The organism is Streptosporangium sp. DT93, from assembly GCF_049844535.1.
Taxonomy (GTDB): Bacteria; Actinomycetota; Actinomycetes; order Streptosporangiales; family Streptosporangiaceae; genus Streptosporangium.
This window is the reverse complement of the sequence record NZ_JBNCLF010000007.1, coordinates 142197-160306: the sequence shown is the minus strand read 5'-3', so window position 1 is coordinate 160306 and position 18110 is coordinate 142197. Positions and strand designations below refer to the sequence as shown.

Annotated in this window: 40 protein-coding genes; all 40 read left to right on the top strand. The window is 72.1% G+C overall.

Features of this window, described 5'->3' with window-relative positions; translation table 11 throughout:
- The first annotated feature begins 68 nt into the window (after nucleotides 1-68).
- The 40 genes from ACLQ2R_RS17690 to ACLQ2R_RS17495 all read left to right on the top strand — a co-directional run bounded on the left by ACLQ2R_RS17690 (nucleotide 69) and on the right by ACLQ2R_RS17495 (nucleotide 18084).
- The gene (locus ACLQ2R_RS17690) at nucleotides 69-401 is read left to right on the top strand and encodes a hypothetical protein (protein ID WP_425960841.1); all 333 of its coding nucleotides are present in this window, start codon (nucleotides 69-71) and stop codon (nucleotides 399-401) included.
- Nucleotides 394-978, top strand: coding sequence for a hypothetical protein (locus ACLQ2R_RS17685; protein ID WP_425960839.1), 585 nt, complete (start codon nucleotides 394-396; stop codon nucleotides 976-978). The genes ACLQ2R_RS17690 and ACLQ2R_RS17685 overlap by 8 nt, the downstream gene beginning before the upstream one ends.
- Nucleotides 975-1727 (top strand): hypothetical protein, encoded by a 753-nt coding sequence (locus ACLQ2R_RS17680; protein ID WP_425960837.1) that lies wholly within the window; start codon nucleotides 975-977, stop codon nucleotides 1725-1727. Before ACLQ2R_RS17685 ends, ACLQ2R_RS17680 begins: the two co-directional genes overlap by 4 nt.
- Nucleotides 1724-1948, top strand: a complete 225-nt coding sequence (locus ACLQ2R_RS17675) for a BldC family transcriptional regulator (RefSeq protein ID WP_425960836.1) — start codon at nucleotides 1724-1726, stop codon at nucleotides 1946-1948. The genes ACLQ2R_RS17680 and ACLQ2R_RS17675 overlap by 4 nt, the downstream gene beginning before the upstream one ends.
- A gap of 112 nt (nucleotides 1949-2060) precedes the next feature.
- Nucleotides 2061-2336, top strand: coding sequence for a hypothetical protein (locus ACLQ2R_RS17670; RefSeq protein ID WP_425960834.1), 276 nt, complete (start codon nucleotides 2061-2063; stop codon nucleotides 2334-2336).
- Nucleotides 2333-2488, top strand: a complete 156-nt coding sequence (locus ACLQ2R_RS17665; protein WP_425960832.1) for a hypothetical protein — start codon at nucleotides 2333-2335, stop codon at nucleotides 2486-2488. Before ACLQ2R_RS17670 ends, ACLQ2R_RS17665 begins: the two co-directional genes overlap by 4 nt.
- Entirely contained in the window at nucleotides 2485-2607 is a 123-nt protein-coding gene (locus tag ACLQ2R_RS17660; protein WP_425960831.1) for a hypothetical protein, read from the top strand. Before ACLQ2R_RS17665 ends, ACLQ2R_RS17660 begins: the two co-directional genes overlap by 4 nt.
- Nucleotides 2604-3536, top strand: coding sequence for a lambda-exonuclease family protein (locus ACLQ2R_RS17655; protein WP_425960829.1), 933 nt, complete (start codon nucleotides 2604-2606; stop codon nucleotides 3534-3536). Before ACLQ2R_RS17660 ends, ACLQ2R_RS17655 begins: the two co-directional genes overlap by 4 nt.
- Nucleotides 3533-4468 (top strand): recombinase RecT, encoded by a 936-nt coding sequence (locus tag ACLQ2R_RS17650; RefSeq protein WP_425960827.1) that lies wholly within the window; start codon nucleotides 3533-3535, stop codon nucleotides 4466-4468. Before ACLQ2R_RS17655 ends, ACLQ2R_RS17650 begins: the two co-directional genes overlap by 4 nt.
- The gene (locus ACLQ2R_RS17645; protein WP_425960825.1) at nucleotides 4465-5199 is read left to right on the top strand and encodes an exonuclease domain-containing protein; all 735 of its coding nucleotides are present in this window, start codon (nucleotides 4465-4467) and stop codon (nucleotides 5197-5199) included. The genes ACLQ2R_RS17650 and ACLQ2R_RS17645 overlap by 4 nt, the downstream gene beginning before the upstream one ends.
- Before the next feature lie 62 nt (nucleotides 5200-5261).
- Nucleotides 5262-5591: a hypothetical protein gene (locus ACLQ2R_RS17640; RefSeq protein ID WP_425960823.1), complete on the top strand. Its 330-nt coding sequence runs from the start codon at nucleotides 5262-5264 to the stop codon at nucleotides 5589-5591.
- On the top strand, nucleotides 5588-6115 hold the full coding sequence (locus ACLQ2R_RS17635; protein ID WP_425960821.1) for a hypothetical protein: 528 nt from the start codon (nucleotides 5588-5590) through the stop codon (nucleotides 6113-6115). Before ACLQ2R_RS17640 ends, ACLQ2R_RS17635 begins: the two co-directional genes overlap by 4 nt.
- A complete protein-coding gene (locus ACLQ2R_RS17630) occupies nucleotides 6112-6261 on the top strand; it encodes a hypothetical protein (RefSeq protein ID WP_425960819.1) in 150 nt (49 codons plus the stop codon). Before ACLQ2R_RS17635 ends, ACLQ2R_RS17630 begins: the two co-directional genes overlap by 4 nt.
- Complete coding sequence (locus tag ACLQ2R_RS17625; RefSeq protein WP_425960817.1) at nucleotides 6258-6461, top strand: hypothetical protein; 204 nt, start codon at nucleotides 6258-6260, stop codon at nucleotides 6459-6461. The genes ACLQ2R_RS17630 and ACLQ2R_RS17625 overlap by 4 nt, the downstream gene beginning before the upstream one ends.
- A complete protein-coding gene (locus ACLQ2R_RS17620) occupies nucleotides 6458-7213 on the top strand; it encodes a hypothetical protein (RefSeq protein ID WP_425960815.1) in 756 nt (251 codons plus the stop codon). Before ACLQ2R_RS17625 ends, ACLQ2R_RS17620 begins: the two co-directional genes overlap by 4 nt.
- Nucleotides 7213-7392: a hypothetical protein gene (locus ACLQ2R_RS17615; protein WP_425960813.1), complete on the top strand. Its 180-nt coding sequence runs from the start codon at nucleotides 7213-7215 to the stop codon at nucleotides 7390-7392. The genes ACLQ2R_RS17620 and ACLQ2R_RS17615 overlap by 1 nt, the downstream gene beginning before the upstream one ends.
- A 63-nt stretch (nucleotides 7393-7455) precedes the next feature.
- Nucleotides 7456-7842, top strand: coding sequence for a hypothetical protein (locus tag ACLQ2R_RS17610; RefSeq protein WP_425960811.1), 387 nt, complete (start codon nucleotides 7456-7458; stop codon nucleotides 7840-7842).
- Nucleotides 7835-8026, top strand: coding sequence for a hypothetical protein (locus tag ACLQ2R_RS17605; protein WP_425960810.1), 192 nt, complete (start codon nucleotides 7835-7837; stop codon nucleotides 8024-8026). The genes ACLQ2R_RS17610 and ACLQ2R_RS17605 overlap by 8 nt, the downstream gene beginning before the upstream one ends.
- Nucleotides 8023-8238 (top strand): hypothetical protein, encoded by a 216-nt coding sequence (locus ACLQ2R_RS17600; RefSeq protein ID WP_425960809.1) that lies wholly within the window; start codon nucleotides 8023-8025, stop codon nucleotides 8236-8238. Before ACLQ2R_RS17605 ends, ACLQ2R_RS17600 begins: the two co-directional genes overlap by 4 nt.
- Nucleotides 8229-8429, top strand: coding sequence for a hypothetical protein (locus tag ACLQ2R_RS17595; protein WP_425960807.1), 201 nt, complete (start codon nucleotides 8229-8231; stop codon nucleotides 8427-8429). The genes ACLQ2R_RS17600 and ACLQ2R_RS17595 overlap by 10 nt, the downstream gene beginning before the upstream one ends.
- A gap of 1 nt (nucleotide 8430) precedes the next feature.
- Nucleotides 8431-8955: a hypothetical protein gene (locus tag ACLQ2R_RS17590; RefSeq protein ID WP_425960806.1), complete on the top strand. Its 525-nt coding sequence runs from the start codon at nucleotides 8431-8433 to the stop codon at nucleotides 8953-8955.
- The gene (locus tag ACLQ2R_RS17585; RefSeq protein WP_425960804.1) at nucleotides 8949-9389 is read left to right on the top strand and encodes a helix-turn-helix domain-containing protein; all 441 of its coding nucleotides are present in this window, start codon (nucleotides 8949-8951) and stop codon (nucleotides 9387-9389) included. The genes ACLQ2R_RS17590 and ACLQ2R_RS17585 overlap by 7 nt, the downstream gene beginning before the upstream one ends.
- Entirely contained in the window at nucleotides 9386-9823 is a 438-nt protein-coding gene (locus ACLQ2R_RS17580) for a DUF6248 family natural product biosynthesis protein (protein WP_425960802.1), read from the top strand. Before ACLQ2R_RS17585 ends, ACLQ2R_RS17580 begins: the two co-directional genes overlap by 4 nt.
- On the top strand, nucleotides 9823-10140 hold the full coding sequence (locus ACLQ2R_RS17575) for a hypothetical protein (protein ID WP_425960801.1): 318 nt from the start codon (nucleotides 9823-9825) through the stop codon (nucleotides 10138-10140). Before ACLQ2R_RS17580 ends, ACLQ2R_RS17575 begins: the two co-directional genes overlap by 1 nt.
- Nucleotides 10141-10159: 19 nt before the next feature.
- On the top strand, nucleotides 10160-10669 hold the full coding sequence (locus ACLQ2R_RS17570; RefSeq protein ID WP_425960799.1) for an HNH endonuclease signature motif containing protein: 510 nt from the start codon (nucleotides 10160-10162) through the stop codon (nucleotides 10667-10669).
- On the top strand, nucleotides 10666-10917 hold the full coding sequence (locus ACLQ2R_RS17565) for a WhiB family transcriptional regulator (RefSeq protein WP_425960797.1): 252 nt from the start codon (nucleotides 10666-10668) through the stop codon (nucleotides 10915-10917). The genes ACLQ2R_RS17570 and ACLQ2R_RS17565 overlap by 4 nt, the downstream gene beginning before the upstream one ends.
- A complete protein-coding gene (locus ACLQ2R_RS17560) occupies nucleotides 10914-11282 on the top strand; it encodes a hypothetical protein (protein WP_425960795.1) in 369 nt (122 codons plus the stop codon). Before ACLQ2R_RS17565 ends, ACLQ2R_RS17560 begins: the two co-directional genes overlap by 4 nt.
- The gene (dnaN, locus tag ACLQ2R_RS17555) at nucleotides 11279-12409 is read left to right on the top strand and encodes a DNA polymerase III subunit beta (protein ID WP_425960793.1); all 1131 of its coding nucleotides are present in this window, start codon (nucleotides 11279-11281) and stop codon (nucleotides 12407-12409) included. Before ACLQ2R_RS17560 ends, dnaN begins: the two co-directional genes overlap by 4 nt.
- 54 nt (nucleotides 12410-12463) lie before the next feature.
- Complete coding sequence (locus ACLQ2R_RS17550) at nucleotides 12464-13270, top strand: hypothetical protein (protein WP_425960791.1); 807 nt, start codon at nucleotides 12464-12466, stop codon at nucleotides 13268-13270.
- Nucleotides 13270-13809 (top strand): hypothetical protein, encoded by a 540-nt coding sequence (locus ACLQ2R_RS17545; protein WP_425960790.1) that lies wholly within the window; start codon nucleotides 13270-13272, stop codon nucleotides 13807-13809. Before ACLQ2R_RS17550 ends, ACLQ2R_RS17545 begins: the two co-directional genes overlap by 1 nt.
- Nucleotides 13806-14210, top strand: a complete 405-nt coding sequence (locus ACLQ2R_RS17540) for a hypothetical protein (protein ID WP_425960789.1) — start codon at nucleotides 13806-13808, stop codon at nucleotides 14208-14210. Before ACLQ2R_RS17545 ends, ACLQ2R_RS17540 begins: the two co-directional genes overlap by 4 nt.
- Entirely contained in the window at nucleotides 14210-14506 is a 297-nt protein-coding gene (locus ACLQ2R_RS17535; protein WP_425960787.1) for a hypothetical protein, read from the top strand. The genes ACLQ2R_RS17540 and ACLQ2R_RS17535 overlap by 1 nt, the downstream gene beginning before the upstream one ends.
- The gene (locus ACLQ2R_RS17530) at nucleotides 14499-14714 is read left to right on the top strand and encodes a hypothetical protein (RefSeq protein WP_425960786.1); all 216 of its coding nucleotides are present in this window, start codon (nucleotides 14499-14501) and stop codon (nucleotides 14712-14714) included. The genes ACLQ2R_RS17535 and ACLQ2R_RS17530 overlap by 8 nt, the downstream gene beginning before the upstream one ends.
- Before the next feature lie 361 nt (nucleotides 14715-15075).
- Nucleotides 15076-16020 carry a hypothetical protein gene (locus tag ACLQ2R_RS17525; RefSeq protein WP_425960785.1) on the top strand — a complete coding sequence of 315 codons (945 nt, stop codon included), beginning with the start codon at nucleotides 15076-15078 and terminating at the stop codon, nucleotides 16018-16020.
- Nucleotides 16017-16241 (top strand): hypothetical protein, encoded by a 225-nt coding sequence (locus ACLQ2R_RS17520; RefSeq protein WP_425960783.1) that lies wholly within the window; start codon nucleotides 16017-16019, stop codon nucleotides 16239-16241. Before ACLQ2R_RS17525 ends, ACLQ2R_RS17520 begins: the two co-directional genes overlap by 4 nt.
- Nucleotides 16238-16576, top strand: a complete 339-nt coding sequence (locus ACLQ2R_RS17515; RefSeq protein ID WP_425960782.1) for a hypothetical protein — start codon at nucleotides 16238-16240, stop codon at nucleotides 16574-16576. The genes ACLQ2R_RS17520 and ACLQ2R_RS17515 overlap by 4 nt, the downstream gene beginning before the upstream one ends.
- A 14-nt stretch (nucleotides 16577-16590) precedes the next feature.
- Complete coding sequence (locus ACLQ2R_RS17510; protein WP_425960780.1) at nucleotides 16591-16800, top strand: hypothetical protein; 210 nt, start codon at nucleotides 16591-16593, stop codon at nucleotides 16798-16800.
- Nucleotides 16797-17024, top strand: coding sequence for a hypothetical protein (locus tag ACLQ2R_RS17505; RefSeq protein WP_425960778.1), 228 nt, complete (start codon nucleotides 16797-16799; stop codon nucleotides 17022-17024). The genes ACLQ2R_RS17510 and ACLQ2R_RS17505 overlap by 4 nt, the downstream gene beginning before the upstream one ends.
- On the top strand, nucleotides 17021-17584 hold the full coding sequence (locus ACLQ2R_RS17500; protein WP_425960776.1) for a hypothetical protein: 564 nt from the start codon (nucleotides 17021-17023) through the stop codon (nucleotides 17582-17584). Before ACLQ2R_RS17505 ends, ACLQ2R_RS17500 begins: the two co-directional genes overlap by 4 nt.
- Entirely contained in the window at nucleotides 17581-18084 is a 504-nt protein-coding gene (locus ACLQ2R_RS17495) for a hypothetical protein (RefSeq protein ID WP_425960774.1), read from the top strand. Before ACLQ2R_RS17500 ends, ACLQ2R_RS17495 begins: the two co-directional genes overlap by 4 nt.
- Nucleotides 18085-18110: the final 26 nt, after the last annotated feature.

The window sequence follows — 18110 nt, the reverse complement described above, 5'->3', positions numbered from 1 at the left end:
GCCCACCCGGATGCACCCGGTATGAGCCCGCCGCCACCCCATCCTCCCTGTGAAAGGACTGAGGTCACGTGACCATCATCTCACCCACCCCGGCGCCTTTGGTGGTGCGCTCCGATGAGGAGCTGCGCGCCTTCGTCGCCCGGTTCTGGAACCCGAAGCCGCCCGCCGCCGCCCCGCTGCGGATCATCCGCGTCGCCGCCGACCTGCAGGTCGGTGACTGGCTGCACCGGCCGGGCGGGCAGACGGACGTGCAGGTCACCCGCCTCAACCCGCCCACCCGCGAGGAGACCCTCGCCGAGGGCCGTCGTGAGGTGTGGTCGCTGGGCTCCTGCTGGGTGCTCGACGCCGGCGAGCCGGTGGACGCGCAGCCGCGCGAGGCCCTGGCGGTGTCGCATGGCTGAGCCGACCTTCCCCGCCGCCGACGTCCGGGCCCTGCTGTCCGCGATCCGCGAGGCCATCGCCCTGCCGGGCGGTGAGACGTATGAGGACGAGGCGCGACGCCGCCGGATTCTGGACCGGCGTATGGGGGTCCTCGACGTCGTCTTGGAGCGGGTGCTCGAAGACGGCGTCGGGTCGTCGCTGACGTTGGCGTGGCGGGCCGAGCAGCTCCGCAGGCAGGTGTCCACGCATCCGGCGGCTGGTTACACGGTCAGCGGGCGGTGTGAGGCGGGCGGGCTGGCGGGTCCGGCCGCTGCGGCCCCGACGACCACCGCCGAGATCCTGCGCGAGGCCGCCCGGGTGGCCCGCTCGCAGGCGCCGACCGTGCTGGGTGTTGCGCAGACGATCCGCCTGGCCGCCGGCGGCGACGCCGCGGGCCGGGCGCGCGCGGAGGCGGCGCTGCTGGTCGCCGCCTACCACATCGAGCCCGGCATCCGCGTCGACGACCTGGAGCGGTGGCGGGATCGCCGCACCTGCCTGCAGGTGGCGGAGGCGCTGGAGCTGGCTGCTGCTGCGGCCGAGCAGGGCGGTGACCGATGAGCGACTACCGCGACATCGCCGAGCGGTTCGCCCGCGAGACCGCCAACCACGTCATGGAGATCAAGCGCGACGACGGCCTGTACCGGCACCTGCGGTTCAAGCACCCGGAGCACGGCTCCTACTGGTTCGACCTGATCACCGTCCCGCGCGCTCTGATCTTCCGGGGCGACGGCGAGAGCTTCGTGTTCAGCCGCATCGACGACATGTTCGAGTTCTTCCGCTCCGGCCTCTGGTCGGACGGGTCGATCCACATCAACGCGCACTACTGGGCCGAGAAGCTCACCAGCGACCGCGACAGCGTCATGAAGTACGACCAGAACCTGTTCGAAAAGGTCGTCAAGGAGCACGTCGCCGACGCGATCCGCGACAGGACTGCGCCCCGAGGGATCAGCCGCGCGATCAGGGAGTTGCTGGAGAACGGCGACATCACCTGGGAAGGCGGCGCCCGCCAGGAGCTGGCGGACTTCGAGTACGGCGAGACGTTCAAGGCGTCGTGCGTATGCGGAGCTTCCGAGGAGTTCCCGGACGCCTACGACGCCGCGCTGTGGAAGATCCGCCACCCGTCTGCCGATGGGGCGCACAACGTTAGGCGTACCGAGCGGGTGGCGGGCTTCACCTTCGAGGACACCTCGGAGTGGCAGCTCAAGGACTACCACTGGTGGTTCCTGTGGGCCCTGCACGGGATCGTGTGGGGCATCGCCCAGTACGACGCGGCGAAGTCTGCCGCTGTGCAGGGCGGTGACCGATGAGCGCCGCCGCTGACCGCCAGGCCGACCGGTTCGCCGCTGCCTCCGACCTGCTGACGCCTGGCGAGGTCGCCCGGCTGTTTCGGGTCGACCCGAAGACGGTGACCCGGTGGGCGTCCGCTGGCCGGATCGCGTCGATTCGTACCCCGGGCGGGCACCGCCGGTTCCGGGAGGCGGACGTCAAGGCGCTGCTGCGCGGCGAAACGCCGGGCGGTGCCCAGTGACCGGCCGCCGCATCCCGGCCCTGCCGTGGCTGACGCCCGGCACCGCCTCGACCTGGATGTGCCCGCGAGGCCACATCAACTCCCGGAAGACCACCACCTGCGGAGGCTGCCGATGACCGCCCCGTTCACCGTGCCGGACGGCGTCGACGAGCTCATCCGCGAGCACCTCGTCTCCCCGGCGCGGATCGCTGAGCGCGCCGGTGTCAGCCGGGCGGCGGTCGGCAACTGGCTGATCCGCTACCCGAAGCTCGGCCAGCTCACGGTCACGACCGTGCACGGCCCCCTGTTCTGGTGGCCGCAGTTCAAGGCGGCCCTGGACGAGCTGGGGCTGCCGGACTTGAAGGCGTCCGAGACGCAGCGCCGCCGCGCGGAGCGGAGGGCGGCGTGATGGCCCTGTTCCGCCGCCGGGAGCGCGCCGAGCTGGCCGCGTGGGAGGACACCCGCATCCCCGACGACGACGCGGACACGTGGACCGCCGCGATCCGCCCGGTCGAGCACGCCGGACCGCAGCCGTACACCACCCCCGGGAGGACGGCATGACCGGGCCCGAGCCGGAGCTCACCCCTGACGAGGAGCGCGAGTTCCGCGATTCCCAGGCCGACTATGACAGCCACCTGCACGACAACGACCCCGACGACCACGACGAGGAGGAAGCGTGACCGCCCGCCAGATCCCCGCCATCGCCCCCGGGTCGGCGGAGTGGCTGCGCTACATGTCCGCCTCCAAGATCAGCGCCGTCCTCGGCCTCTCCCCGTGGGAATCGCCCTACAGCCTGTGGTGCCAGATGGCCGGCCTCGTCCAGCGCGACGAGCAGACCAAGGCGCAGGCGCGCGGCCACTACCTGGAGACGTCCATCGCCAACTGGATGCGCGACCAGCACCCCGAGTACGAGCTGGCGCCCGGCGGCTGCTGGATCAACGAGGACCGGCCCTGGCAGCTCGCCTCCCCGGACGGCCGGTTCCTCGCCGACGGCCGCCTGGTCGACCTCGCCGAGTACAAGACCGACGCCGACGGCTCCGGCTGGGGCGAACCCGGCACCGACGAAGTCCCGCTTTACTACCGGGCTCAGGCGCTGTGGCAGATGGACACCCTCGGCGTATCGCAGGTCCGCTTCGGCGTGCTGACCGGCCGGCTGGAGTTCCGCGAGTACGTCGTCGACTACGACGCCGACGACGTCCGCATTATGCGCGAGCGGGCCGAGGACTTCCTCGACAGCCTGCTCTGGCAGGAGATGCCCGACCTGGACGCCCACCCGGCCACCTACGAGGCCGTCCGGTTCCTGCACCCCGACATCGCCGACAAGAAGGATCCGCTCGCCGACGTGGCCGTCGACGACGACCTGGCCGCCGAGTTCCTCACCGCACTGGCCGAAGCGGACGCCGCCTCCGAGCGCATGCAGGCCGCCCGCACCCGCCTGCTCGGGGCCATGGGCTCCGCCCGGCGGGCCCGCTGGAACGGCTACACGCTCGCCACCCGGCAGGCCAAGGGCGGCGGCACCCCGTACCTGGTGGCCGGCCGCAACCTCCCCGCGGCCCCGGCCGCCGACATGACCTTTTCCGACATCGCACTCAACGGAGTCGCAGCATGACCATCGACCTGCCCGCCGCCCGCCAGGACTCCCTGCCCGAGCGGATCCAGTACTCCCAGGCGCTCGCCGTCTCCAACCTGCTGCCCGCCCAGTACCGGGGCAAGCCGGAGAACGTCCTGTACGCCATCGAGTTCGGCCGGTCCCTGGGGATCGAGCCGATCGCGGCGATCACCGGCGTCCACATAATTGAGGGGAAGCCGAGCGCCTCGTCCGGGCTGATCTCGGCGCTGGTGCGCCGGGCCGGCCACCGGCTGCGCGTGTGGGTCGAGCGCGACTCCAACGGCACCCTGATCGCCGCGGTCGCCACGATCATCCGCCGCGACGACCCGGACTTCACCTTCCGCTCCACCTGGACGATGGGCCGCGCGCAGGCCGCCGGGCTCACCAACAAGGCGGTGTGGAAGAGCTACCCCGAGGCCATGCTGAAGGCGCGGGCGATCTCCGAGGTGGCGCGGGAGGCGTGCGAGGAGGAGCTGTCCGGGGTCGGCTACACGCCGGAGGAGCTCGGCGCGGAGGTGAACGGCGACGGGTCGGTGGTCGTGACGACCGCCCCGGCACGGGCGAACCAGCCGGGGCAGACGATCCGCGACGCGGTCACCCCGCCCGTCGCGCCGCCGTCCGCCCCGGTCGCGGACGAGCCGCCCGGGCCGGGCCTGGTGTCCGAGCCTTCCGAGCGGATGATCTCGCAGGACCAGCAGAAGAAGATGTTCGCGCTCATGCGCGAGCACCGGATCACCGACAAGCCGACGGCGCTGGCGTTCGTCTCCGAGGTCATCGGGCGGGACGTCGAGTCGCGAAACGACCTGACGATGGCGGAGGCCCGCCGGGTCATCGACCGGCTGGAGAAGGAGCCGCGGCCCGGGGCCAGCACCTCGTCGGAGCCCGCCGGCGACGAGGCGGACGGCGACGAGCACGACGAGGCGCAGCAGTGACCGGCCCCTGGTTTCAGCAGCCCATGCTCGCCTGGGACACCGAAAGCACCGGCATCGACGTGGAGACGGCGCGGATCGTCACCGCCGCCCTGGTGTGGATCGAGCCGGGCAAGCCGGTCGTGTCCAAGCACCACCTCATCGACCCCGGCGTGGACATCCCGGCGCGCGCCACCGAGGTTCACGGCATCACCACGGCCCGCGCCCAGGCCGAGGGGCGTCAGCCGGAGCCCGTCCTGGAGGAAGTCGCTACCGACCTCGTCGACGCCGTCCGGCTCGGCTGGCCGCTGGTCGGCATGAACTGTGTGTACGACTTCACCCTGCTGGACCGGGAGCTGCGCCGCCACGGGCTGCGCACCCTGCAGGACCGGCTCGGCGAACCCGTTCACCCGGTGGTCGACGCCCTGGTGCTCGACCGGTACGTGCGGTCGGGCCGCTTCTCCGGGCGGAAGCTGACGCAGCTGTGCGAGATCTGGCAGGTCAAGATCGAAGGCGCGCACGACGCGAACTTCGACGCCCTGGCCGCGGCCCGCGTGGCGTGGAAGATCGCCCGCACCCGGGCGGACATCGGCTCCATGACGCTGCCGGAGCTGCACGCGCTGCAGGTGCGGGAGCGGGCCCGGCAGTGCGACGAGATGCGCGCCTACTTCGACCGGGTCGGCAAGGAGCACGACGGGGTGCCGGGCGAGTGGCCGATGCTCCCGTACCGGCCGGCGGCCGCCTCGACCCCCTGAAACGACGCTGCCCCGGGCTGGTGGTGTCCGGCCCGGGGCGGCCCTCCCTGAAGGAGAACGAAGTGCAAGCACAGGCTACCCGGCCGCGGATCAGCGCAGCCGACCAGATCACCTACCAGGCGCGGGCCTGCCAGCGGCTGGCGAACATCCTGTCGACCGCCGCCGAGCGCGCCCTGCCGGCCATCCCGTGGACCGTGACAGCGGTCGGATGCGGGCTCCGGGCCGACATCACCCCGGCTGGGGCCGCGGACCCGCGCGGCACGCACCGGGCGTGGGTGCAGGCGCTCGGCCTCACCCCGCAGCGCACCATGCCGGGCCGCCTGACGGCGACGGTGCGCATGGACGGCGTGCAGGTCACGATCACCACCGCCTTGACCAAGGAGAACGCATGAGCGAGCGGGAGACGACCACCACGAAGCCGCTCGGCTGGCCCCGCCCGGGCGAGCTCACCGTCCGGGACGGGCAGCCGCAGATCGCCGTGGAGTACGGCGGCGGTGCCCGCGACTGGGCCACGGACCCGGCCTGGGCGCGCGCCTGCGCCGCCGCCTGGGCGACCGTCGCCGGCGTGCTGGAGGCCGAGCGGGACCGGCGCATCGTGGACGGCCAGGGCGCGGGCCAGCCGGTGGAGCGTCCGGCCGCGCCGGGGGAGACGACGACGTTCCCGATCGTGCAGGAGGCCGCGCTGGTGTGGCCGGCCCCGTCGGCGGCTCCGGAGTTGGCGCCGATGATCCCGGGCGTCCCCGCGGGTGTGGCCCCGTTCGGGGAGCCGTGCCCGGGCGAGTGCGGGCGCGAGGTATTCCCGGGCCCGAACGGGCTGGTGCACCTCGTGCAGGGGGGCACCGCCCGCGCCTGCCCGCCGGACGACCCGAACCAGACCGGCTTCTACCCGACGCTCGCCGAGGAGCAGGCCCGGTGACCGCCCCGAACGGCTGCACCCACTGCGGCATCGAGCAGCACGACCACGCCCAGCGGTGGACCGACGAAGCGGGCTGGCACGTCTGGGCCGCCCCCACCCAGGAGCAGATCAAGGCCCGGATGCTCACCCGCCGGGAGACCCGATGATCGGCCACCTGCTGCACGGCGGCGCCTGGTTCGCCCTGCTGCTCGCGCTGGCCGTGTACGACCGGCCCGCCCTGCGCACCCGCCTCGCCGCCCGCGCCCACCGCCGGTGGCGGTCGGCGCGCCGCACCCTCGCCGCCCTGTGGCGCGCCGCCACCCTCCACCCCCGCCAGCCTGAGCACGCCAAGGAGCGCCACGCATGAGCACGCCGTACAACACCAGCAAGACCGACCCCCTCCTGCTCCTGGCCGACGCCATGGGCCCCGGCGGGGTCGGCGCCGCGATCGAACGGCAGGAGAAGCAGGGGCAGCGAGAGCTGGTCAACTCCGACGTCATCCCGGCCGACCTCGGCTACGGCTCCGAGGAAGAGCTGACCGCGCTCGGCTTCACCCTCGGCGCGCCGGTGTCCGGCGACAAGCTGTTCCGCCACGCCGAACTCCCGCCCGGGTGGAAGCGGGAGGGCAGCGGCCACGCCATGTGGTCGCACATCGTCGACGAGCTGGGCCGCAAGCGGCTGGCGATCTTCTACAAGGCGGCGTACTACGACCGGTCCGCGCACGCCAGCATCGTCAGCGTCTCCGCCTACATCAACGACTGCCTGGACGAGGGTGTGGAGCCGGTGCTCGACGACGTGTGGGCGACCCGCGAGGCGGTGAAGGCCGCCGCCGAGGGGTGCATCGCGCAGAGCACCAAGTACCTGAAGATGTACGAGGGCCTCGGCAGCAGTTATGACCGGGAGCGGGCGGCGGAGCTGCGGGCGGAGATCGCCGCCTACCAGGCGCTGTACGCGGCCGTGGACGGCGGGGCAGCGGCCACCCGCCCGGCCGACCTGCCGCCGGAGAAGCTGCAGCAGGTGGCGGCCGAGATCGTCGCCCACCTCCAGGCGCCCGAACCCGGCACCCCGGCCGCCGGTGGGGACGAGCGCGCCGTCGACGGCCCGAACGGCGGCGCCTGATGCCCGTGATCGACGTGTGGTCCGCCGTCAAGGACCTCGACGTGCCGGAAGACGTGCTGATGCGCCTCCTGGAGCGGTGGGACGCCCACCGGAAGGGCGACGTCCCCGACCCGGTGCCGGAGGCGGACAAACCGTTCCTCGCCCGCCACATCGTCACCGACGCCCCACCCGCCCCCTGAACGCCGTGGTGCCCCGCCCGAGGAAAGCGGGCGGGGCCCCACCCCCGAACCCTACGGAGAACCGTGAGCCGCCACACCCTCTTCCCCAACAGCACCCACCCCAACGACACCCTCACCATTGGCTGGGACGCCCCCCTCGCCACCTTCTACGCCCGCCGCACCCAGCCCGCCCCCCACCCCACCGACGAGCCGGTCGAGGTGTTCTGGATCGGCGGCACCCCGTGCGAACTACCCACCATCCAGCACCTGGCCGACGCCCTCTTTAACGAAGGCGAGACCCTGCACGCCGACGTCGCCCATCTGCTGGACGCTGACCGGCTGGCGGAGGGCTCCCGGTTCCTCGGCCGCCCCGCCACCGGCCTGGTCGCCGCCGTCGCACTGGAGACGACCGGGCCGGAGCAGGCCGACCGGATCCGCGCCGAGCTCACCCGGGAGGCCGGCCGTGGCTGACGTCATCGACATGATCATCCGCGTGTTCGGGGTCATCTTCCTCGCCATCATCGCCGCCGTCGGCGTCGCCTGGATCGTCATCGACATCCAGCACCGCCGCCGCGGCCTGCAGCGCCCCGCACCCGGCCGCCAGCCGGACGCCACCAACCAGCGCATCTACGTGGGGGAGTGGCCGAAGCGATGACCAACCTCCTCCTCGCCACCCTCGCCCTCGCCGGCATCGGCCTCGACCTCACCCGGCAGCTCCTCATCGCGGTGGGCGAGCTCGCCCCCGACCCGGACGTCGAGGCGGAGCTCCTCGTCCACCGGCAGCTCGTCGACCGGCTGCCGGTGCGCGACGGCCTCAAGCAGATCCAGGCCCGCACCACCTCGAGGCGGTGGACGCCGTGGCACTGATCACCACCTGCGTCGTCCTCGCCGCCCTCGCCGGCATCACCGCGCTCGTCACCGGCATCCAAGGCCGGCCGGTGTGGGTGCCCTGCCTCGCCATCGGCATCGCCATCGCCGCCGTCCTGGCCGGTGCGCTCCTCACCCTCAACCACCTCGCCGAGCCCGCGAGGGCTCCCATCGCCGTCACGGAGGCCTGACATGGTGAACAAGCCCAAAGCGGTGGGCACCGCGGCTGAGAGTGCCGTTGTGCGCGCCCTCCGCACCCTCGGATTTCCCCACGCCGAACGCCGCGCCCTCGCCGGCGCCTACGACCTCGGAGACATCACGGGGTGCCCCGGCCTGGTCTTCGAAGTGAAGGGCGGCGAGGCGGCGAAGAACGCCTCCGACGGCCTCATCACCGACTGGATGGCGGAAACCGAAGCCGAGCGGGCCAACGCGCGCGCCGACGTCGGCGTGCTCGTCCTGCAGCGCCGCGGCATCGGCGCCAGCAACGCGCACCGGTGGTGGGCGATCCTCCGCCTGTCCGACGTCGTCCGGCTCGGCAGCTACGGCCGCCACTCCACCCCCACCGAGGTCGACTGCCCCGCCCGCGTGCTGCTGGCCGACGCGTGCGTTCTACTCCGCCGCGCCGGGTACGGGCAGCCGCTCGACGCCCCGGCCGAGGCCGTCCCCGCCGCGCTCACCGAGGTGGCTCAGCCCCCCGCGGCGGTGGCGTCGTGCTGACCCTCACCATCCCCCAGCGGCTCCGCAACCTCCGCAAAGACCGCGACCTCCTCCAAGAACACGTCGCCGCCGAACTCGGCGTCTGCGTCGACACCCTCTCCCACTGGGAAACCGGCGCCAACACTCCACGCGTCCACCACATCGCCGCCTACGCCCACCTCGTCAACCACCGCCTCGTCGTACGACGAGGACAGGACGTCATCTGCGACGCGCTCGACGCCCTGCCGTGCATGGGTGAGCTTCGCCGCCGCGCCGGCGTGCCCTGGGCTGTGCTGCGCGAGCGGCTCCACTACACGCCCAAAACTCTGGAGGGCCTGGAGAGCCACATGCGGCGCCACGGGGTGAGGCTGACGACGCTGCAGCCGTACCTGGAGGCGCTCGGCTACACCCTCGCCCTCATCCCCGCCGCCCCCGCCAAGCAGGTGGCGGCATGACCCCCGACCAGGCCGCGTGGGTGCGCGAGAACGTGTGGCCGGCCGCCATGCGCAAGGCCCACAGGGAGCAGCCCCTCGGGACCACGCACTGCGCCTGCCAATGGGGCGGCGGGGCCTGCGCATCCGGACGGCATGACATCTGCCACGTCGGTGTCCCGCTGCCGGTGTGCGAGACCTACGTCGTCACCCGGACCGATCAGGTCCTTGGCTTCGCCGAGCCGTACCGGCACCCGTCCGTCTCGGCGACCGGCTGGCACCGCACCAGGACCGCGCAGGTGTGGCTGGCCGACCGGGTGTGTGCCTGGTCGTGCTCGTGCGGCGACTGCGGGCACCCACGACCCGACATCGCCCATCGGCCCGAGCGGAACCCGGCCCGGCCGGTCGTCTACGAGACGGTGCCGCTGTTCGACCTCACCCCGACCGGAGCACGCTGATGGGCCGCCGACAGATCACCTGCGCATGCTGCGGACGCCCCGGCCCCTACGGCGCCAACAACTGGGTGAAGGCCTGCGCCGACCGCTGGCGCCGCGCCGGACGCCCCGACACCGGCCCGCCGCCGCGGCGCAGGCCCCGCGATGAACCCTCCACCTCTCCGACCCTGCGGCGCGCCGAGTACGCGGTCCTGGCCGACTTGGGCCGCTCCACCGCCTCCATCGCCTGGGAGCTCTCCGTCTCCCCCCGCACCGTCCAGCGCTACGCCGCCCGCCGGGCCCTCCTCGCCGCCCAGACCCAGAACAGGAAAGCGGCATGACCACAACACGGAAGGACGAATGCTGATGGGCGGCCAGTGGAAAGGCCTCGACCTCACGGGTCTGATCAACACTCCGTTCATCGACCGCTTCTGGGCGAAAGTCGACACCAGCGGCGACTGCTGGGAATGGCGCGCCTACCGCAGACCCGACGGATACGGCCAGTTCACGGTCCGCAAGGGCTACTTCGTCAACGCCCACACTGTCAGCTACGCGCTGGCCAACGGGTCGATCCCGCCAGGCAAGGTCATCTGCCACCGCTGCGACAACCCGCCCTGCGTTCGGCCGATGCACCTGTTCCTCGGCACCCAGTCAGACAACGCCAAGGACATGATCGCCAAGGGGCGGCAGGGCAAACGACACCCCGGCACCGCGCGGGCGAACGCCCGGCTCACAGAGGAAAGCGTCCGCGCCATTCGGGCGGTCCCCACCTACCTCGGAGTCGTCAAGTACCTGGCCGACCAGTACGGCGTTTCCACCCACACGATCGCGTCCGTGCGCAAGGGCCAGAGCTGGAAGCACGTCTCATGAGCACCCAATGGACTCAGGCCGCCTGCCGGGCCGCTGACATCGACAGCGAAAGTTTCTTCCCTCTCAGCTACGCCGCCGGCAACCCGCAGGTACAAGCCGCGAAAGCCGTCTGCCGCTCCTGCCCAATCCGATCCGCCTGCCTGGCCTACGCCCTCCGCCGCGGCGAGCCGGAAGGCATCTGGGGCGGCCTGACCCCGCGGGAACGCCGCGACATCCGCGACAAGACGCGCCAGGAGGCAACCCGATGACCACCACCATGCTCGGCTGGATCCGCCCCTGGTACCCCGGCGCCAACGGCGACCACGCCCGCGCCGACTGCCCCACCCTCACCGCGGAAACCGACAGCCCGCGGGAAGGCTCCGGCTGGCTCAACCCGGCCACCGCCACCCGCCTGTGCGACGACTGCTTCGCCTGGAACGCCACCTGCCGCTGCGGCGCCTCCCTCGCCCGCGAGGAAAGCATCGGGCCGCACGACAAGGAGCGCGCCCAGAAGTGGGCCGCAGAGCACTTCTGCCTGCCGGTCGTCGACTTCACCGCCACCCCGCGGCCCGCCGCCGTGGACACGCCCGCCGACGGTCAGACCGCCCTCTTCGACCTCAAGGACGCCGCATGAAACTCGCCATCGACCCCGCCGTCCTGGCCGACGCCGTCGCCTGGACCGCCCACGCCCTCTCACCCCGGCCGTCCGTCCCCGTCCTCGCCGGACTCATCCTCACCGCCGAGGGCGACGAGCTCACCGTCGCCGCCTTCGACTACGACACCTCCAGGCGGATCACCGTCGGCGCCGACGTCGCCGAACCCGGCCGGGTCCTTCTGCCCGGGCGGGTGCTCGCCGAGGTGGTCAAGGCGCTGCCCCGCCAGCCGGTCACCCTCACCCTGTCCGGGATCGACGGCCACAACGGCGTCAGTTCCCTCAACGAGGTCACCATCACCTGCGGGACAGCGAAGTTCGACCTGCTCACCATGCCCGTCGACGACTACCCCACCCTGCCCGAACCGCCCGCCGCCGTCGGCACCGTCAACGCCCACACGCTCGCCGCCGCCGTCGCCCAGGTGGCGCCCGCCGCCGGCAAGGACGACACCCTGCCCATGCTCACCGGCATCCGCGTCGACGCCACCAGCGACCAGCTCACCCTCGCCGCCACCGACCGCTACCGCATCGCCGCCCGCACCCTCGACTGGGAGCCCGCCGGAACCGACACCGTCGCCGCGATGATCCCCGGGCGGCTCCTCACCGACATCGCCAAGCAGCTCCCCGCCGGCCCGGTCAGCGTGGGCGTCAGCGACGGCCTCGCCTCCTTCGCAGGCGGCGGCCGCACCACCACGGTGCGGCTCCTCGACGAGCAGTTCGTCGACTACAACGCCCGCCTGCAAGCCGACGGCTACACCATCTGGGCCGAGGTGGAGACCGGGCCGCTCATCGCCGCGGTGAAGCGGGTGTCGCTGGTGGCCGAACGTCACACCCCCGTCCGCCTCGCCTGGGCCGACGGTGAGGTACTCGTGCAGGCGGGTGGCGGAGACATGGGGCGCGGCGCCGAAACCGTGCCCGCCGACCTGGACGGGGCGCCGCTGGAGATCGCCTTCCAACCCCAGTTCCTCCTCGACGGCCTCGCCGGGGTCGACGGCGGGCGGGCGCGCATCGGCATGACCGGGCCCGCGAAACCCGCGCTCATCGTCCCCGCCGACAGCGGCGACGCCCCCGCCTACCGGTACCTGGTGATGGCGATCCGCCTGTCCTGACCATCCCGCGGGCCCGGCCGTCCGGCCGGGCCCCTCACCCCCTTGGAGCCGAGCGTGACCCGCATCGACCTCACCACCAAAGACCTGCACAACCTGCTCAACCCGGTGCTACCCCACACCGGCACCGACCCCGAACTCCCAGAGCTGAACATCGTCCTCATCCAGGTGCGGCACAGCGTCCTCTACGCCGTCGCCACCGACCGGTACACCATGGCGGCCGCTCGCCACGAACTCGACGACGTCGACGACGACGCCGCGGTGGCCATCGACCGCGCCGACGCCACCGCCATGCTCAAGCTGTTCAAGCACACCAAGAAGGAGGATCCGCAGCTCCAACTGCTCATCGACAAGGTGCCCGTCCCCGTCACCCGTCGCGGCGACACCGTCCAATCCCTGGGCCTCACCATCACCTCCGAGGACGGTACCCGCCTCGTCCTCCACGGACGCGGCCACGGGCCTCTCCGGGGGTGGCGGCGCCTTCTGCGGCCCGTCGTGGAACGGAACCTCACCCCGGCCGCGCCGCTGTTCGCCCTCACCCCCACCTACCTCACCCGGTGGGCCAAGGCCGCCGCCCCCGGGGAGGTGCTCACCGTCCACGTCGGACCCGACCCGGTCGACCCGATCCTCATCCAGGTGGAGCACCGCGTCATCGGCGTATTCATGCCCGTCGGCCACCTCGACGCAGGCGAAATCGTGGCCGGGAGCCCGTGGCCGGACGAGCTCATCGACGACGACGGCGGCGCCGAACCGGAAGAGCCGCTGTTCCGCAGCCCGCCGGCTCCGGAGCCGCGCGACGTTCCGGCCGACGAAGAGCAGGCCGGCCAGACCCTCGACGACGTGTACGCGGCGGTGAACGCCTGATGAGCAAGCTCACCGTCTACCGCACCACCAACCCGAGCATCCTCGCCAGACTCCACGCGACGCTCACCGCGATCGACGAATGGCAGCCCAAGGTCGAAGCCCTCATGGAAGACCTCGGCGTCGGCGGCCGGAAGATCTGGTACGACGCCGTCAGCGGCCAGGTCTTCGGCGTCTCCCACGACGACGGCGACATCCCCGAACACTGGCGCTACGACCAGCGCAAGCACTGCCTCGTCCCTCGCCGCTCCACCAAGCCGGGCAAGGCGATCGGCGCCCGTCTGGACGCCATGCGGCGCCCCGACCCGCGCGCCCTCAAGGGCATGCCCAGCAGGACGTTCGCCGCCGCCGAACCGGCGCTGATGACGTGCGGAATCAACGAGATGGGCGGCGCCCTGTACGTCACCTGGGGCGCGGACATCCACGAGCGCGAGGTCGACCTGAACCTCTGGGAACGGGTGAAGCTCAGCGAGTACTACGCCGTCCTCGAAGCCCAGGAGGCCTCTGAGAGCGCGCAGAGCCCTGCGGCGGTGGCCGGATGAGCCGCGAACCGATCGGGCTCCTCGCCAGATGGGCCAGCCTCCTCGCCAACCCCGACATGGAACGCCGCTCCTACTGGTGGCTCCTCGCCGACAGCAAGAACTGGGCGCTGATCCTCATCACCCGAGGCAAGCCCGGCGAACCCCCAGAGCCACCCCAGCAGCAACCCGCCCCCCGCATGTCGCCCGAGTGGCTACGCCGCACCGGCGGCAACCTCACCCCCGAGGAACTGCTGCACGAGCGCATCGGCCAACACCTGCGCGCGCACGTCCAGCACGACACCGAAGTCGACGTCGCCCGCGCCGCCAGCATCGCCACCACCGCGGCCGTCGAAGCCCTCGCCGAGCTCGGCGTCGACGTCAGCACGCTCACCCGCGGCGACGAGCAGGAGGGGACTCGCTGATGGGCGAGACCGAGACCCCCGTCGAGTGGCTCGAGCGGCAGGCCGCCGCCTACCACGACGCCCACCAAGACCCCGCCCTCTGCCGTGCGCTGCCGCCCGTCCCCGCCTACCTCCGCCAGCCCGGCGGGCAGGAGGCGCAGGAGGAGATCACCACCACCACCGTCGACTTGCCCAGCGGCGCCACCGCCCGCATCACTCACCGCGGGCCCATCACGCCCAGCACCCTGGTCATGCTCGATGACACCGCGCGAGACATGATGCGCCGCCGCGACGAAGCGGGGGCCAGCCGTGGCTGACCGTGTGAAACACGACCCCGCCCCCCGCGGCCAAGGCTGGATTGAACTCCGCCTCATCGGCGAACCCGCCGACATCGAAGCCTGGACCACCCTCCTCCACCACGGCACCGACATCTGGCTCGACTCCCACAACAAAACCGCCCGCGCCGACGGCCTCATCCGCCGCTACATCCGGGCCCGCCTCGCCGTCCAGGACCCCGATGTCTGACCGCGCAACCACCACCAGTCCAGCCGCGCGCGGCGGCCGGGCCCCGGCCCGTTTCCGCCGCGGAGGCGTCCATGCCCTGGGTCAGCAGATGTTCCACCTGCCGGCGCCCCGCCACCCTCGTGGTAACCGGGCGCCGACCACGCCTGACTTTGTACAGCGCGTTGACATGCCATCACTGCGCGCCACGACACCGGGCCAAGGCGCGCGAAGCCGGACCCGTCACGGAAGAGCCGCACGGCCACACCGCGCAAGACGGCCTCTTCTGACCCCACAACCCGGCACAAGCGACGCCGTGACCCGCCGAAAACCGGGCCCGCCCCGCACCAGATGACCAACGAACCACCTCCCGAAAGAAGACGGCATGACAGCGCCTGAACGCATCTACTGGACCTGGGTTCAAGTAGTGCGTCGCGCCGAACTCGGCTTCGGCGAAGGCAAGAAGCGCGTCGGATCCGACACCGTGCAGCACATCGCCCTGATCGCCGCTACCTACGGCAACCCCGACGGCACCCGCGTGCGGCCCTCCGTCGACCGGCTGGCCCGGGTGACCCGCAAGGACGAGAAAACCGTCCGCAACTGTCTGGGGCGGCTGCGCGACGTCGGCCTGATGGTGCGCGTCTTCGAAGGCTCCTTGGCGGGCCGCGGCGGCAAGGCGGATGAGTACCGGCTGGCGATCCCCGACGACCTTCTGGAGCGGGTCGCGATGCTCGACGTGCACGAGGCGAACCTGTTCGTTCCGGATGGTGTCGCCCCGCCCCCCGCCCGCGGATCCCGGAAGCGGCCGGACGGGGGTCGGCGGGAGGCGCCGAACCTCGGATCACCGGGTGCTGCACCCGCTGTTATGCCTGTGGATAACCCTGTGGATAACTCAGAAACACCGGGTGCTGCACCCGCTGATAACAGGTTACCGACGAGTAATCACCGGGTGCTGCCCCCCGGAACACCGGGTGCTGCACCCAAGAACACCGGGTGCAGCACCCGCCCACCTATACATAGACCTCCCATAGACCTCCCACACACATTGAGCTCTCCGTACGGGGCTGAGGTGGAAGGGGAGACGCCGACGCGCCGCGAGCCTTCGGCCGAACACGATTCGCAGCCTCCCGGCACCCCCCTCGCCAACCTCGCGCCAGCCGACCTCGACGCCGCCTACGCCGCCGCGTTCGCCGCCCTCAACCGGCTCCCCGACTTCGGCCACACCCTCCTCGCCGCCGCGCGCGCCGAACTCGGCGACGACGCACCCCGAGCCCACCTCGTCATCCGAGCCCACCAGCTCGCCCCCACACCCGAACGGAGGACCGCGTGAGCGCCGACCCCGACATCACCGCCGCATTCCGTCAAGCCGCCCACGACCTCGCCACCCTCATCCGCCCCTACGTCCAAGCCCACCTCGTCAACGACCTCGCCCACCGCTACGTCGCCGACCACCTCGCCGCCCCCGGCTGGCGGCCACCCCTACGACCCGCCCCCGACGACTGGAAAACCATCCGCGCCACCAACACGCGCCGAGCCCTGGAGGAGACGTGAACCACCCGCCCATCACCTGCATCTGCGGATGCGGCAACACCGGCGAAAACTGGCGCCGACGCCTCCTCAAAGCCTGCTACCAGCGCCACCTCCGCGCCGGAACCCTCCACCAGTTCCCCCGCGCCAACCGCTCCCGCTGGTACGCGCCCCGAGCCGGCCGCATCGAGGACTACTTCGACCTCCTGCGCTTCGGCGTGCCCCGCCAGCACATCCCCGACCGGCTCGGCATCACCAACCGCACCCTGCACCGCTACGAACGCGACCTGCGAGTGCTCGCCCACTACGTCATCCACCTGGCCGCCACCAGCCAGCACGCCGAGCAGGCCGCCGCATGACCGCCACCCCCGGCGTGTGCATGCCATGCCGGCGCCGCACCCACTTCCGCTGCTGGGCCCGCCCCGACCAAACCATCCCCGGCACCTGCGCCTGCGACTGCGTCGACGCCGACGGCCTCACCACCGAAGCCGCCTGGCTCGAATCCGCGCGCCGCGCCCCGGCCGAACTCGCCGAGTTCCTCCGCGAACAGGACACCACCCGGGTCGCAGGGGCGCGGCCATGACCCCCGACAACGCGGCCATCGCCGACCGCGCCCGCGAACTCGCGGACCAGGCGCCCGGCGGAAGCCTCACCCGCCGCACCGCAGGCTGCGTGGCGGTCGCCTACTCCACGACGAAGACCGACGTGCACGTCCGCAAGGTGCTCAACGGCGTGCCCGAACACCTGCGCGCCGAATGCGCAGCGCTCGCCGACCAGCTCACTCAGCAGATCGAGGAGAAGGCATGACCCGCACCCTCGTCCCCGCCGGCCAGGACCTCCTGTGGGACCTCGACCCCATCGACGACCTACACGGCGCGCCCAGCCCCCAACCCCGCCACACACCCCGCCCCGACCCCACCCGCGACGAAATCCAGGCCGAATGCGAACCCGCGTGCCTCGGCTGCGGCAAACCCGAAGGCCGCGGCCTCTGCTCGCGCTGCATGGTCGTCTGCACCCGGCTCCCCGCCAACGAGGTCGCCGACGTATGCGTCGTCACCACCCGGGTCCTCGCCCGGTTGGCCGTCGGCATCCACGGCCACGAACCCGGCCGCAAGCTGGCCGTCGTCGACTGCCCGCACTGCGACCGCCTCCACTGGCACACGCCCCTATACGGCACCCACTACCGGGTGCCGCCCTGCCGCCAGCCGTACATCGTCATCCTCCCCAGACCCCGCATTGATCCGCGTACGGGGCTCAGCTCAACGCAGACAGGTGAACGGGGGCGGATGGAGTATCAGGGCGCCCCCTGCGACACACGGGCCTCACAGGCCACTACAGCCCCTCGCAGCCCTGGAGGCTCAGCATGATCAAAGCAATCACCATCAAGCAGCCCTGGGCATGGGCCATCGCCCACGGCGGCAAAGACGTCGAGAACCGCACCTGGGGGACGTCGCACACCGGCCTCCTCGCCATCCACGCGGGAGCCGCCTGGGCGAAGGAGGGAGCGTACGACCGTCAGGTCATCGCCGCCGCCCAGGCGAGCAAGGACGAGAAGAGCTGCTACGACCCGCCGCTGCACGTCGAGATCGAGGTGGGGAGCGGAAGGGCCAGCCGGGTTCGCCCCACCGATCCGCGCTACATCCGCAGCGCCATCGTCGCCGTGGCCGAGGTCGAGAACATGGGCGTCTGCGAGGGCTACTGCTCGCTATGGGCCATCCCCGGCCAGCACCACTGGCGCCTGACGAACGTCCGCCCGCTCGCGCAGCCCGTGCCCTGCAAGGGGCGCCTCGGCCTGTGGAACCTTCCCGACGCCGTCGAGACAGCCGTCCACGACCAGCTCGCCGCCGAGCCGGAGGCCGCCCTGTGAGCGACCTCTTGGGATACGAGGACCTC

Bases quoted from the DNA above. Each gene is read 5' to 3' on its own strand.
- ACLQ2R_RS17635 (WP_425960821.1), top strand. From the start codon at position 5,588: ATGAGCGAGCGGGAGACGACCACCACGAAGCCGCTCGGCTGGCCCCGC.
- ACLQ2R_RS17505 (WP_425960778.1), top strand. From the start codon at position 16,797: ATGACCCCCGACAACGCGGCCATCGCCGACCGCGCCCGCGAACTCGCG.
- ACLQ2R_RS17600 (WP_425960809.1), top strand. From the start codon at position 8,023: ATGACCAACCTCCTCCTCGCCACCCTCGCCCTCGCCGGCATCGGCCTC.
- ACLQ2R_RS17495 (WP_425960774.1), top strand. From the start codon at position 17,581: ATGATCAAAGCAATCACCATCAAGCAGCCCTGGGCATGGGCCATCGCC.
- ACLQ2R_RS17620 (WP_425960815.1), top strand. From the start codon at position 6,458: ATGAGCACGCCGTACAACACCAGCAAGACCGACCCCCTCCTGCTCCTG.
- ACLQ2R_RS17625 (WP_425960817.1), top strand. From the start codon at position 6,258: ATGATCGGCCACCTGCTGCACGGCGGCGCCTGGTTCGCCCTGCTGCTC.
- ACLQ2R_RS17660 (WP_425960831.1), top strand. From the start codon at position 2,485: ATGACCGGGCCCGAGCCGGAGCTCACCCCTGACGAGGAGCGCGAGTTC.
- ACLQ2R_RS17680 (WP_425960837.1), top strand. From the start codon at position 975: ATGAGCGACTACCGCGACATCGCCGAGCGGTTCGCCCGCGAGACCGCC.
- ACLQ2R_RS17615 (WP_425960813.1), top strand. From the start codon at position 7,213: ATGCCCGTGATCGACGTGTGGTCCGCCGTCAAGGACCTCGACGTGCCG.
- ACLQ2R_RS17675 (WP_425960836.1), top strand. From the start codon at position 1,724: ATGAGCGCCGCCGCTGACCGCCAGGCCGACCGGTTCGCCGCTGCCTCC.
- ACLQ2R_RS17650 (WP_425960827.1), top strand. From the start codon at position 3,533: ATGACCATCGACCTGCCCGCCGCCCGCCAGGACTCCCTGCCCGAGCGG.
- ACLQ2R_RS17560 (WP_425960795.1), top strand. From the start codon at position 10,914: ATGACCACCACCATGCTCGGCTGGATCCGCCCCTGGTACCCCGGCGCC.
- dnaN (WP_425960793.1), top strand. From the start codon at position 11,279: ATGAAACTCGCCATCGACCCCGCCGTCCTGGCCGACGCCGTCGCCTGG.
- ACLQ2R_RS17565 (WP_425960797.1), top strand. From the start codon at position 10,666: ATGAGCACCCAATGGACTCAGGCCGCCTGCCGGGCCGCTGACATCGAC.
- ACLQ2R_RS17545 (WP_425960790.1), top strand. From the start codon at position 13,270: ATGAGCAAGCTCACCGTCTACCGCACCACCAACCCGAGCATCCTCGCC.
- ACLQ2R_RS17525 (WP_425960785.1), top strand. From the start codon at position 15,076: ATGACAGCGCCTGAACGCATCTACTGGACCTGGGTTCAAGTAGTGCGT.
- ACLQ2R_RS17590 (WP_425960806.1), top strand. From the start codon at position 8,431: ATGGTGAACAAGCCCAAAGCGGTGGGCACCGCGGCTGAGAGTGCCGTT.
- ACLQ2R_RS17535 (WP_425960787.1), top strand. From the start codon at position 14,210: ATGGGCGAGACCGAGACCCCCGTCGAGTGGCTCGAGCGGCAGGCCGCC.
- ACLQ2R_RS17685 (WP_425960839.1), top strand. From the start codon at position 394: ATGGCTGAGCCGACCTTCCCCGCCGCCGACGTCCGGGCCCTGCTGTCC.
- ACLQ2R_RS17575 (WP_425960801.1), top strand. From the start codon at position 9,823: ATGGGCCGCCGACAGATCACCTGCGCATGCTGCGGACGCCCCGGCCCC.
- ACLQ2R_RS17670 (WP_425960834.1), top strand. From the start codon at position 2,061: ATGACCGCCCCGTTCACCGTGCCGGACGGCGTCGACGAGCTCATCCGC.
- ACLQ2R_RS17500 (WP_425960776.1), top strand. From the start codon at position 17,021: ATGACCCGCACCCTCGTCCCCGCCGGCCAGGACCTCCTGTGGGACCTC.
- ACLQ2R_RS17580 (WP_425960802.1), top strand. From the start codon at position 9,386: ATGACCCCCGACCAGGCCGCGTGGGTGCGCGAGAACGTGTGGCCGGCC.
- ACLQ2R_RS17540 (WP_425960789.1), top strand. From the start codon at position 13,806: ATGAGCCGCGAACCGATCGGGCTCCTCGCCAGATGGGCCAGCCTCCTC.
- ACLQ2R_RS17570 (WP_425960799.1), top strand. From the start codon at position 10,160: ATGCTGATGGGCGGCCAGTGGAAAGGCCTCGACCTCACGGGTCTGATC.